The 12,988-nt window shown below is 44.7% G+C and carries 8 protein-coding genes and 4 pseudogenes; all 12 read right to left on the bottom strand.

Annotated elements, in window-relative coordinates:
* Window positions 1-38: 38 nt before the first annotated feature.
* The 12 genes and pseudogenes from ITG10_RS15745 to ITG10_RS15685 all read right to left on the bottom strand — a co-directional run bounded on the left by ITG10_RS15745 (window position 39) and on the right by ITG10_RS15685 (window position 12,945).
* A complete protein-coding gene (locus ITG10_RS15745) occupies window positions 39-317 on the bottom strand; it encodes a phosphopantetheine-binding protein (RefSeq protein ID WP_248386501.1) in 279 nt (92 codons plus the stop codon).
* A 65-nt stretch (window positions 318-382) separates the two neighbouring features.
* A pseudogene (locus tag ITG10_RS15740) lies at window positions 383-1,683 on the bottom strand (amino acid adenylation domain-containing protein).
* Window positions 1,578-2,189, bottom strand: a complete 612-nt coding sequence (locus ITG10_RS26340; RefSeq protein WP_282575740.1) for a condensation domain-containing protein — start codon at window positions 2,187-2,189, stop codon at window positions 1,578-1,580. The pseudogene ITG10_RS15740 and the gene ITG10_RS26340 overlap by 106 nt, the downstream one beginning before the upstream one ends.
* Complete coding sequence (locus ITG10_RS15735; RefSeq protein WP_282575739.1) at window positions 2,140-4,983, bottom strand: amino acid adenylation domain-containing protein; 2,844 nt, start codon at window positions 4,981-4,983, stop codon at window positions 2,140-2,142. The genes ITG10_RS26340 and ITG10_RS15735 overlap by 50 nt, the downstream gene beginning before the upstream one ends.
* Window positions 4,980-5,192 (bottom strand): hypothetical protein, encoded by a 213-nt coding sequence (locus tag ITG10_RS15730; protein WP_248386500.1) that lies wholly within the window; start codon window positions 5,190-5,192, stop codon window positions 4,980-4,982. The genes ITG10_RS15735 and ITG10_RS15730 overlap by 4 nt, the downstream gene beginning before the upstream one ends.
* Window positions 5,193-5,263: 71 nt before the next feature.
* Window positions 5,264-6,421: pseudogene (locus ITG10_RS15725) on the bottom strand (condensation domain-containing protein).
* A 26-nt stretch (window positions 6,422-6,447) separates the two neighbouring features.
* Window positions 6,448-7,071 (bottom strand): hypothetical protein, encoded by a 624-nt coding sequence (locus ITG10_RS15720; protein ID WP_248386499.1) that lies wholly within the window; start codon window positions 7,069-7,071, stop codon window positions 6,448-6,450.
* Window positions 7,034-8,107 (bottom strand): condensation domain-containing protein, encoded by a 1,074-nt coding sequence (locus tag ITG10_RS15715; protein ID WP_248386498.1) that lies wholly within the window; start codon window positions 8,105-8,107, stop codon window positions 7,034-7,036. Before ITG10_RS15715 ends, ITG10_RS15720 begins: the two co-directional genes overlap by 38 nt.
* A gap of 81 nt (window positions 8,108-8,188) precedes the next feature.
* Window positions 8,189-9,583, bottom strand: a pseudogene (locus tag ITG10_RS26495) (amino acid adenylation domain-containing protein); the annotation flags it as partial.
* A 98-nt stretch (window positions 9,584-9,681) separates the two neighbouring features.
* A complete protein-coding gene (locus tag ITG10_RS15695) occupies window positions 9,682-10,926 on the bottom strand; it encodes a condensation domain-containing protein (protein WP_248386494.1) in 1,245 nt (414 codons plus the stop codon).
* Between the two features lie 92 nt (window positions 10,927-11,018).
* Window positions 11,019-11,231: an MbtH family NRPS accessory protein gene (locus ITG10_RS15690; RefSeq protein ID WP_017632929.1), complete on the bottom strand. Its 213-nt coding sequence runs from the start codon at window positions 11,229-11,231 to the stop codon at window positions 11,019-11,021.
* A gap of 59 nt (window positions 11,232-11,290) precedes the next feature.
* Window positions 11,291-12,945: pseudogene (locus tag ITG10_RS15685) on the bottom strand (multidrug ABC transporter permease/ATP-binding protein).
* Window positions 12,946-12,988: the final 43 nt, after the last annotated feature.

The following is a 12,988-nucleotide window of genomic DNA, read 5'->3' as shown; positions in this document are numbered from 1 at the left end:
TTCATTTTGTGTTTGATATTGAGCTTGCAAGCTATCCGTTAACGCCTGCAGGTTATTGGCCTCGAAAAGTCTTTCAGTACCACCTCTAAACCAAGCTCTTGATGTGCCTTAGCGACCACTCGAGTTGCTAATAGTGAATGACCACCCAGAGCAAAGAAGTTGTCGTCTAAGCCCACTTGAGGGACTTCTAGAACCTCTTCCCAATTACTCGCAAACCACAATTCCAACTCCGTTTCGGGAGCGCGGTATTCGATTGACTGCCATTCCGGAGCCGGCAGAGCCTTTCTGTCACGCTTACCGTTTGGAGAAAGTGGCATCTCACTCAACCCAACCAATATACTTGGCACCATGTAGTCAGGGAGATGTTCAGAAAGGTGTTTGTTTACAAGATCTGGTTTGTCTTGATCCCAATTGAGTCGATGACATAGCCAACCAATTGGTCGCCAGTTTGATGCTTAAACGCAATCACAGCAGACTCTTCTACCCATTCGAGTTGATTGATCACATTTTCGATTTCTTCTAACTCAATGCGCAAACCGCGAATTTTGACTTGGTTATCCAAACGACCCAAATATTCCAATCGACCATCAGCAAGTTGAATAACTTGATCACCCGTTCGGTACATTCGGCTTCCTGATGCGCCAAACGGATTGGGTACGAATCGGTCTGCGGTAAGGTCCGGGCGAGCTAGATATTCACGCGCTAATCCAATACCCGCTAAATACAATTCACCAGGAACACCAATCGGCACAGGGTTCCAGTTGTCATCAAGTACATGTAGCTGAGTATTACTGATCGCATAACCTATCGGGATACGCTTAGACACGGGTAACTCACACGGCCAATACGTCACATCGATAGCCGCTTCTGTAGGCCCGTATAGGTTATGTAATTCAACTGGAGCGTTATTAAGCACTTGATCAACAAGGTCGGCAGGTAGTGCTTCACCACTACAGATAATGCGTTTTAAAGAGACACAGTCTGATATGTCTGTTTCTACCGAGAATGCGTTCAACATCGATGGCACAAAATGAAGTGTTGTCACCTGTTCTTGTTGAATGACTTCGGATAGGACACTTGATTGGCGATGAGCTTCAGGCGGCGCGATCGCTAAGCGTGCACCAGTCATCAATGGCCAGAAGAACTCCCATACCGAAACATCAAAGCTAAATGGCGTTTTCTGCAACACACAATCGGATTCATTGAGTGCATATTCTTGTTGCATCCAATTCAAACGGTTTTGTAATGCGGCTTGGGTGTTCACCACTCCTTTGGCAGGCCCGTTGAACCAGAAGTAAAGATCACATACAACGCCTGCTCTGGATGCCAGTGAACTAATGGTGGCATTGATGACTGCGCTGACGTATCTAGCTGGCTTAAATCGAGATATTCGCAGCCCTCACTTTCTGGCCACAAGTGCATTGAGCTTGAATCCGTAAGCAGCAAGTCTATATTCGCCGACTGCAATATATACTGAAGTCGTTCTGCCGGATAACTTGGATCCAATGGCACATAAGCACCACCGGCACGAGTGATAGCATGCAAACCAACCACTAAGTCAAACGAACGTTCAAGTCCTAAACCAACACGCGTTTCATTAGTAACCCCTCTCTCACGCAGCCAGTTAGCGAGTTGGTTGACACGATCATCAAATTGTTTGTATGTAAGGGTATTACCTTGCATAGATAAGGCGACGGCATCTGGTGTTTTTCAGCTTGCTGTTGAATCGCTTGTGACGGCGTCACGAACGTACCCCAATCAAGGGAGGTGTTATTGAACGCTCGACTTTGTTGTGTTGCATTCTCATCGATCAAATGAAGTTGGCTAACTAACTTATCACTATTTGTAGCTATCCTATCTAAAAGTAATAGCCAATGCTCAAGCAACGCTTGTGCGAAATCTTGCGTGAAAATCGGAGACACATAGCTTACGAAACCAAGCCACTTACTTTCGGACATCTGTTGGATATCCATACCGATTTCGAGCTGAGCATTCACAACACCCGGATCAAATGGCTCGACATCGAGTCCTTGCCAATCGAACAAGGATTGCTCATCAAAGCTCTGGAAGTTGAAACTGGTTTGGAACACTGGGTGGTAGCGCAGATTTCCGGTAATCCCCAGTGATTCAACCAACATTTCAAATGGGAAGCCTTGTCGCTGTAGTGCCTGTTCGGTGAATGACTTCACTTGATTCAGTAAACCAGAGAAAGACGGTTTCTCCACTAAATTGAGCCGGAATAACCAAACTGTTAATGAAGCAGCCTTGCATCGTCTGTGTTTCAATCTGCGTTCGACCCGCAACTGGCACACCAACACGTACTTGCTCTTGGCCGGAATACTTGTGCATCAGCAAGTGCCACAACGTCAGCATGACATTAAAAGGAGTCGTGTTATGCGATACAGCTAATGCAGTGATATTGGAAACTTGCTCACTTGTCAGTTCAAAGTGGAGTCGGTTACCTCGCGTATCCGCTTGTTCTCTCGACAAGTCACTGTGCAATACCAGTGGTTCAATGTCATATTTCAGCGCATTCAACCACCATGCTTTTTGTTCGGATGCTTCTTCAGATTCAAGCCACTGCTTTTGCCAATTCGCATAGTCTGCGTACTGAAAATCATTCGTAATTTCAGGTGTTCGTAGCCCCTGTCGTTTCGTTTTCTCTTCACTTCTGATCATGGACACATAGCAATCAGCCAATTCTGAAAGCAGTTGCTGCATGGCGATTCCATCACAAATAATATGGTGCGCGACAATAAGCAATTCGCCCTGTTTAACATTCGCTGATGTCTCAGGTTTACCGATTATCCAATCAAATCGAATCAGCGAACCTTCAGAAAAATCAAACGGTTTAGCAATCAGATCTTGGTACGCAGACAACCTGTGTTCATCGGATGCAAAGTGAGCATGGAGACCAAGAGGAACTTCTCGCTCAGCATGAATAGATTGCATCAGCTCACCTTCAACCTGGCTAAAGTTCGTCCTCAAGATTTCATGACGAGCAATCAGAATATTGATTGCTCGCTCAAGAACCGTGACGTTCACATCCCCATTAAATTTAAGTCCTAAAGGCATGTGGTAAGCGGCACTGATTGGTAGCAGTTGTTGAACGAACCACAATCGTTTCTGTACAGCAGAAGCCGGCATGTATGGCAGTCGTGACACGCGCTCGATGACAGCCATTTCTCTTCGACTTTGAGGGTCTAACACCACACATTGAGCAGCAAGGTCTTTAAGCAATGGCGTATCAAATACCGCCTGTAACGGCAGCCTGATGTTGTCTTGTTGGTTCAGCCTTCCTACAAGTTGGGTCGCCAATAGCGATTGACCGCCCAAAGCAAAGAAGTCATCCTCACGGCTTATCTTCTCTTTGCTAAATAGCACTTGCCATTGATTTGCTAACGCTAACTCCATCTCCCCAATTGGCGCTATATACTCTGAGCTAGCTTCCTCTTGCCAGTTTGGCATCGGTAGGCGCTTTTTATCGACTTTACTTGCTGGAGTTAAAGGAATCTTATCCATTTTGACAACTTGGCTAGGCACCATGTAATCAGGAAGATCTCTGGCAAGATCTTTCAGAGCCTTATCATTAGATAGCTCGTTATCGCTTTGTATATATGCCACCAGCTGTTTACCTGATGGGCTGTCACAAGCAATGACCGCACACTGCTCCGAACCGGTGATCTTTTGTAGGCGAGATTCTATTTCACCAAGCTCAACTCTAAACCCTCGCATCTTAACCTGTTCGTCGCTACGACCGAGATACTCCATAACGCCATCTGAACGCCATTTCACCACATCTCCAGTTCGATACATTCGCTCACCATTACTTGAGAATGGATCAGGAATAAAACGTTCAGATGTTAGATCAGGACGTTCAAAGTAACCTCTTGCGAGCCCAACTTCTTCCCCTATATAGAGCTCTCCTGAAACACCTGCAGGAACACGGTTTAATGCCGAATCCAGCACGTATAAAGTTCGATTTCCGACGGCTTTCCCGATAGGTGCGTAAGCACTTTCTAATTCGGTTTCTGGATACGCCTCCCAAATCATTGGCGTGACAACGGTTTCGGTTGGCCCGTAACCATTAATGATTCGCTTAGGTTTTAGAACGCGTTGCAATTGGAAATAGGTATCACGAGTGAAGGCTTCGCCACCTAATGTCCACGAACCCACATAGAGTTCGGGGTTACAGCCCTCAATCCACTCTAACAGCGGCAGCACATAACTTGGTGGGAAACACGCAATAGTGATCTGTTCACGTGTTAATACATCGCAGGTTTGTTGAGCGCTCCACAATGATTGGTCTCGAATAACCAAGCGTGAACCGAATGCCAATGGCACAGTCCAACGTTCAATGGCGCCATCAAAGCTGATTGACGCAAAATGTAGCTCTACATCGTTTGCTGTCATGCCGTATCGCTGTCCGATAGTTTGGACATGCATGCTCAACCCTTGTTGCGACACACAAACCCCTTTCGGCTTGCCAGTCGAACCCGATGTGTAGATCATGTAAGCCAGTTGGTCAGGTAATATCGCAGGCTTTTGGCTGAGGGTTTCAGTTAAATCAAACGAGCTATAGCCGATAGTTTTAGCTTGGTTCTTAATACGATTCGCTAACGATTCACTTAATAAATCATGAACCAAAACACGCGCTCCGCTATCTTTGACCATAAAGTCTAAGCGCTCTTGGGGGTATGAAGGATCTAGTGGCAAGAAAGCCGCGCCTGCTTTCATGACACCCATCATTACCACCAGCATATTGCAGTCACGCTCAAAGAGCACACCAACAATATCATCGCGTTCAACACCTTCAGTAATGAGCCTTGAAGCTATCGCCTCACTCTGTTCAACCACCTGCTGATAAGTTAAATGCTGTCTTTGTTGTCCATTATTAACCTCAACGTTCGATACTAGCGCTTCATTATCAGGACGCAGTAACATCTGCTTTGCTACTAAGTCGGTAAACGGTTCAAACGTCAAGCCTCTGGTTCACGGTCAAATGACCCAAGCTCACTCACCTGCTCTGGAGCCAATTCTGGCAGTCGTCCTAAGTCTGCCGTTAAGTGTTGGACAAGTTGAGTTAGATAGTGTCGATTAGTCGCACACAGGGCTTCTATTTGCTGGGGTGTAAACTTGCCCTCGTCGTAAGCAAAAACAATGCGAAGCGACTCGCTCGGCAAAATAGCCAAGGTTAACGGGTAATGGGTAAACTCATAACTTTCTGGCTCACCAATGCTAAATTCACCGTTCCCTTCACTATTTAGAAGTGCTTCATCAATGGGTAGTTTTCAAAAACCACTAAGGTGTCGAATAGATTCTCACCAGACCACCCAGTTTGTGCTTGGATATCAGACAGAGAAGAATAACTGAACTCACGCTGATCACTGGATGATGTTTGAATCTCTAACATCCATTCAGATACTGATTTAGAAAGATCAATTCGATGTGAGATAGGCAACGTATTAATAAACAAACCCACCATCGAATCACTATGAGCCAGTTCTGTCGGACGCCCCGCTACCGTATTACCAAAAACTGGGCTCTCTTGCCCGGTGAAGCGATTCAATGTCAGTAGCCAAGCTGCTTGAGTTAACGTGTTAAGCGTCACACCCGCTTGTTTTAGCTTAGGTAACCATTCGCTGATGGTCTCAGATGAATAGTCGTCATTGTAACGATGGAATCTGGATACGTTAGACTCAGTGACCTCGGCATTCGGTTTTCCAAAAGATTCAACCAAACGTGTTGGTGATTCCATGTTTTGAAGGTAGCGCTGCCAATACTGATTAGACTGCTGACTATCTTGGTTCTGTATCCAAGACAAATAGTCTGAAAACTCACCTTTGACTGGTGCAACAGTATGGCCTTGATACAAGGCAAACAAATCGCTGAGTAGTACGCCCGTACTCCATCCATCCATTAGAATGTGGTGGATCGTAAATATACATTGCACTTGATCATCATGGGTTTGAACGAAATCGACGCGCCACAAAGGTTTTACTTTTGCATGGTCAACAAACTGCTCTAACTCAAAGCCTTGCTCAATCGTTTTCTGTTTGTAGGAATCAAGGTCAAATTGGCTACGCTTTCGAACATCAATATCGTGTAATCCAGACTAAGCTCTGGCCATTCGGCAAGGTAAGCCCCACCATCAAATGAGAACAATGTAGAAACGCAGCATTTGGTGTCTATTCATTACACCTTGCCAAGCATCAATCATCTTTGTCACATCAACGTTGTTTAAAGGCAACGTTATCTGATTGACGTACGTACTATTACTTTCAGAGAGCTTCGCGTGGAAATAGAGACCTTGTTGTAAGGTTGATAACGGTAAAATTGTTCGAGGTAATGAGCTTGATGCAACTGATGGACTTGATAAACTTGCACCAGCACAAAGTTGATTTAATTGGGTTTGGGTCAATTCAACCAATGGTACATCGCTGGTGGTCAATACCGGATTGGCTTCAATAAACAGTTCATGTAAACGTTCGATGCTGCTATCAAATGCCGCATGTAGTGCCTCAACTTCAACTTGTTTGAAACTGTGGCTATCAACTCAACATCCCATGTTAAGTGCTCAGTGTGCACAGAAGCATTGATAACGATCGCCGCATCTGCAGCGTTTGATTCATCACGCCATAAGCCCGTATTTGTTACCTCAACCGCGTCATTCATCTGTTGAGTGAGATTGCCTAGATAGTTAAACAGCACATCCATATCACCAACATGAGGCCAAAGATTTTGCATTACGCCAGCATGAAACGTGACGCCGCCAAACTCGTCTGCATTACAATTATCTTTGAGGGATTTAACCCACTCTTCCAACGAATCAAGAGCAGGAACGGCTTGCGGATATAATGATGTGTACCACCCGACAGTTCGACTTAAATCAACCCCGGAGTTTTCGGTATAGCGACCGTGAGATTCACGATGAATGGTTAACGCCTTTCCTTGGTTTAACGAACCGACCGTTAAAGCACTCACAATGAATGCAATTTGTTCCGGAGTGAGGCGAGCAAATTCTTGGCCAGCTTTATTTAGAGCATTGATTTTTGATAAAGGGTATGCCATTGCATCGCAATTGGCTTTCCACGTTTTGTAGGATAAAGCGGTGATTTCGTTTGCTCTGTCCAGTACATTTTTGATCTTCAGATATCGTCAATGTACTTAAGGTATGGCCCCAGTTACCTTGATGATGAGTCTTTTGACCCAATAAGAGTTCAGGTGATGCTTTTTGGGACGAATCTTGAGTGTCATAAGCTTCTTGATATGCATTATAAAGCTTAGCAAGATCTTCAATAATCACAGGCCACGAAAGTGCGTCTACAACGAGATGGTGAATCGCAATTAAAATTTCGCTTTGCTGACCAAGTTCTCCCTGTTTGTTCAGGCTGCGAGTTCCGACAGCACCAATGACACCGTGAGTTAGATCTATGCTCGCCTGAACTTGTGTAAGGTTTATCTCGTCTTCAAATGAATGAATAGCAAACTCGGCATTGTCTTGATAATTTGCCGTCGCTTTTAATGAAGAGTCCGACGAATGAGCAAAGTGCAGTCTCAATGCGTCGTGGTGTTCAACAAGACCTTTGAATGAAGCAGTCAATCGTTCAACATCTACTGGGTAGTGCCAATTAAACTGGATAAATTGATTACAACGACTCAGTTTAAAATGATCAATGTATCTTTGCTGAATGGGTAGCAGTGCGACTTCCCCTTGGAGCTTATTCTGCTCAGCTTTGACCAGCTTGGTTTCTGTCAGATTGTCCGCCATATCACTTAACTTCGGAAAATCGAAAACTTGTTTTGGCGATAACATCAAACCTTGTTGACGCAACTTTCCGACTAGTTGAAGAGCCATAATCGAGTCACCACCTAGCGCAAAGAATTGGCTATTCGCTCCAACACTCTTAACCTTAAGTAGATCACACCAAATATCAGCCAGAAGTTGTTGTTGTTCGTTCTCAACTTTACCTTGTTCGGTGTGAAGCTCAGACCAATCAGGCGCAAGCAATTGCTTTCTATCAACCTTACCTGCAGGTGTCAGTGGCAACTTGTTTTGCACAGTAATACAGGCAGGTACCATGTAATCAGGCAGCGTTTGTCCCAATTGTTCAATCCATCGCGCTTCTTCATTTCTATGAGTACTTCGCGATAAAACATCGTTTAGTTCGACCTCATTTGCTTGAGTCTCGCTTTGTTGCCCTTCACTTAGCTGAACATAACCGACAAGCTTTTACCCGTAGGAGATTCGTGATCAACAACAGCACAGAACTCCGCACCTGAAAGCGCCTGAAGTTGGGATTCGATCTCCCCTAGTTCGACACGGAACCCACGAATTTTAACCTGTTGGTCTACCCGACCTAGGTACTCCATGATGCCATCATCGCGCCACTGAACGAGGTCACCCGTTCGATACATCCTCTCGCCATTATTAGAAAATGGATCAGGAACAAAACGTTCAGCAGTTAAATTAGGCTTTTTCAAATAACCTTCAGCTAAACCCACTTCAGAACCAATGTACAACTCACCACTGCAGCCAAATGGCACTTGGCTTAACTCAGAATCAAGTACATACAGCTTTCTGTCACCGACTGGAGTTCAATCGGCGCGTATGCGCTCTCCATTGAATCTTGTGCATACGCTTCCCAAATCATCGGCGTGATAACCGTTTCTGTTGGACCATAACCGTTAATGATTCGTGGGGGCGCTAACACGTCTTGGATTCGTTCAAAGGTCTCTCAGTGAACGCTTCACCACCCAAAGTAATAGACCGCAGTGCCAATGGCGGTTTTGTCGCTTCAATCCAGTCGAGTAACGGACCGACATAGCTTGGAGGAAAACAAGCGATGGTCACTTTTTCTTGTTGCAGTACATCGCAGGTCTTTTCCGCAGTCCATAACTCTTGATCGCGAATCACCAAGCGAGAACCAAAGGCTAAAGGCACAGTCCAACGTTCAACCGCACCATCAAAACTAATCGATGCAAAGTGCAGTTCAACGTCATCTTCACTCATGCCATATCGCTGACCAATCGTTTGAACGTGCATGCTCAAACCTTCATGAGATATGGTGACGCCTTTTGGCTTTCCCGTTGAACCAGAGGTATAGATGATATAGGCCAGCTCTTCGGCCAACGGACGTTTAAAAGAATTATCTGAAGGCAAACCTGAAAGCTCTGCACTCTCAACACAGAACTGAGTAACACCATCACTACTGTTTAATGCATCGGTGCATCTAGACCTAGATTTAGAATGAGTCAGGAGTAGTTCTGCCCCACTATCTTCCAACATAAAATTCAATCGTTCGGTTGGGTAATCTGGGTCTAAGGGTAAGAAAGGCGCGCCCGCTTTCAGAACGGCGATCATTGACACGATCATATCGACGCCACGCTCCATCATCACACCAATCGGTGATTTTGACGTGGTCTTTTGAGACAAAATCGAATGCGCCAACTGGTTTGAACGAGTCTCCAACTCTAGATAGCTCATTGACTCATTTTGGTGTTTTAACGCAATACTATTCGGGCACTTAACGGCTTGCTCCGTCACTAAATCAGTAAACGGACGATAGTGCCAAGAATGATCACCCGAACCATATTGGTCTATTAACCTCATGTCCTTGCTTGAGATTGCATTTACCGACGCTACAGCTGCATCTGGTGATTGAACAATGGTCGTTAAGTTTACTTTAAAGCTCTCGATGAATTTGGTGATAAACGGACGAGTGAACTTCTCTTTGCATAGACAAACCGCAGTGGAGCGTCGCCTTTATTAATAACGTCCAACACCAATTCAAATGGAGTTTCTAGTACTGGGAATTCTTCAAACTCGGCCGAAACTCCGTTGGTGTTCAGCGAGAATTTACCACCATGATTCCGGAAGTTCAGTGCCGTTGTAGGAAGTGGTAAGTCGCAGGTTAGCGCTTCTAATGGTGTACTTTCGTAGGCTAGCGACGCTTTCATTGAAGCCTGAGTGTTGTTGACCAATTGAGACAGCGTCATTTCTGCGTCAATGCGATAGCCCATCACCGCACTATTCACATAAAAGCCAACCGTTCTGCGATTCTTAGCATTACGGTTTAGCGCAGGGACACAAATAGAAGGATGAACATTAGAAGAATACTGGCGTAGCGTGAGCATCATTGCAGACGCTAACACCTCAAACTTGGTCGCGCCTAACTCACTGCTTAACTTTTTGATTGATTCATTGGTTTCGTTAGACAAGCTAACAAGCTCATGTCTCGCCCCGTAAGTATCTCGCGATTGGTCGCTAAGATTTGAGATCGAGAGCGACTCTTCACCGATAAACTGATTCTCGACCCATGCTGCTTTCTGTTGCTTATAGAGATCAGACGTTTCTGCACTGGTCTGCTCTGCTGCGTAGTCAAGATAACTTTGAACCTCTTTCCCATTGTAGATTTTACCTGCAACCGAATTCACCAGCATCTTAATTTTGATTTGAAATGACCAAGCATCAGTGACGATGTGATGTGTCGCAAGCAACACAGCAAAGCGATGCTCAGCGACTTGATAAATACAGCAGCGTGCTAGGTTGCTTTCCACCAAGTTGAAAGTCTGTTGCCAACGTTGGCGAGCATCCTGATTGATAAACTCGACGGTATTCGAATCACCCCGCATGTCGATATAATCATGTTCAACAGGACTAAAAGGCATCACTCGTTGAACGGCTTTTCCCTCAACTTCAGCAAACTGACTACGTAACGAAGGAAATGCCGATACCATTTCGTTTAATGAATGTTGAAGCTTTTCAACAGTAACACCGTTACCTTCAAACCAAAGTAAGCCACCCAAGTTATAGGCTAGGCTCATCGGTTGTAATTGCTGAAATAACCACAAGCGTTGTTGAGAGTATGAGAGCGGATTCCAAGGTGTTACGGAATCCAAAATTTGTTCATCATCCACTGACATTTTATTACCTAAGCATGAAATTTGGTTGCAGAAACCCTCTCTTCGCCCACGACAGGCGAAAAGTACAGGTATTGGCTAAAAGCTAAATGGGTTTAGTTTTCTAGGGCAGCTATCGCGTCGCGTAAACTTTTCGGGCGCATATCGGTCCAAACTTCACGGATGTGTTCAAGACAATGTTCTTTGTTGCCTTTTACTCCAACCTCAATCCAACCGTTTGGCACTAAGTGATAAGTTGGCCAAATGCTGTATTGTTCTTGCGCGTTTATAACAACGGTAAATTCTGTATTTGGGCTATCAATACTCATTCTTTCCTCAACTAACTTTGTTTTATTGTGTTTTTGAGCCTAACTTGGCTCTTAAAAACTCAAGCGACAACACTTTCTAGTGCTTGGTGCGCTTGAGCTAAATTCCCTTTACTCAACTCAATGAGGTTGCCGGTATCCATTTTGAAAATTCGGTCTGCGGCATCAAAATAAGCGTCATCATGAGTAATCGCGATAACAGTCACACCACGCTGTTTAAGTAGCGGAAGTAGCTGGCGGTAAAAGAGTTTTCTGAATCTTGGGTCCTGATCAGCGGCCCATTCATCAAGTAGAATGCATCCACGTTTTTCGAGTACTGACATCATCAATGCCAGTCGTTTCCGCTGACCTTGCGAATATCTCACGTCGCTCAACTTACCTTGCTGATGTTCGACCTTGTGCGCCATTTCAAGTCGTATCATCCACTCATCAATATCTTGGTTTTCGATGTCTTGGCCTTCACCATCGACGATTTGATGAAACAGATGAAAGTCACTGAACACTGCTGAGAATTGATGGCGATAGTCTTGCCAATGTTCTTGAGTTACTTCGTTACCATCGACATAAACCTGGCCAGAATGCGGTCGGTAAAGCCCTGTTAGAAGGCGAGCAAAGGTCGATTTTCCACTACCATTCCCACCAATAATAAAGATGTGTTCACCACGTTCGATCTTGATGTCAATCGGACCGACACCAAAAGAGTCACCATCAGAATCTGAACGATATCGATAGCTGGTACCTACGAGTTCAAGTGAATTGAAGACTTTGGTTTGCGCGAGCTTCGGGTTGAGGCTTAGTTCGGTGCTCAAGTCTAACGACGACAATTTCTTCATCGAAATGTTGGCGGTGATCAATGTTGGAATTGAGCCGACTGCCGACATCAATGGCGTTCTCATGAACAGCACAACTAAGGCGAACGTAGAAGCGACTTCCAGTGATGCCCACCCCAAACCCGTCGCAAGGTAAAAATTCAAACCGATTAACGCCAATACAACGGTGTTCGCCATGTTGGCTGCAAAACCATTTAAGATGTCTGCTTGTGTCACTTCTTTTCGATAGCCTTCCGCATTCGCCGAAAAAGTTTCATCAAAGTAACGTTTGGCCCTGAATGGATTTAACGAGAGCTCTTTACGACCATCAATCAAAGACTGGTAATCGTGATACAGTTTGTCGTCATATTCACGAACCTGTTTAACGTGCTTGATGATGCGTGTAACGAGTATATAGCCAACAACACCCGTTAAAGAGAGCATTAATAAGCTGATACCAAACAATGGCATAGACAAAAAAGCCAAGTAGGCCAAAGCCACCGCTGTTAGCACTAAGCCATAAATCAACTCTGGTAAATGTACGAATGCGATAGTGATATTTCGAATATCGGTATTCAGTGAAGCAAGCACCCCTGCACTTCCTACTTTTTCAACTTGTTCGATATCGGTATTCAAGAGTTGAGAAACCAATTCACAACGTTTGTTGTAAACGAACTTATGACCCAATTTATGAAGTGCGACCTGTGCGAAAGTGGCTGTCACCAACAAACCAATCAACAACAAGGTGAACTGGAGCAAAGTGTTAGAAAGTGGCTCACTACTCTCGAGCAACTTGTGCTGAATAAACGCAATTACCCCTACACTAAGAAACGCGCTCGCAATACTTAACAAGATCACAAGGGACAATGACTTTTCTGTTTTTCAGCCAGTAATAGGATTAATCCCATCTCACATACCATTTAATTAATTATTATTGTGATTATCATTATC

This window comes from Vibrio sp. ED004, from assembly GCF_023206395.1.
GTDB lineage: Bacteria > Pseudomonadota > Gammaproteobacteria > Enterobacterales > Vibrionaceae > Vibrio.
This window is presented reverse-complemented; position numbering and strand designations above follow the sequence as displayed.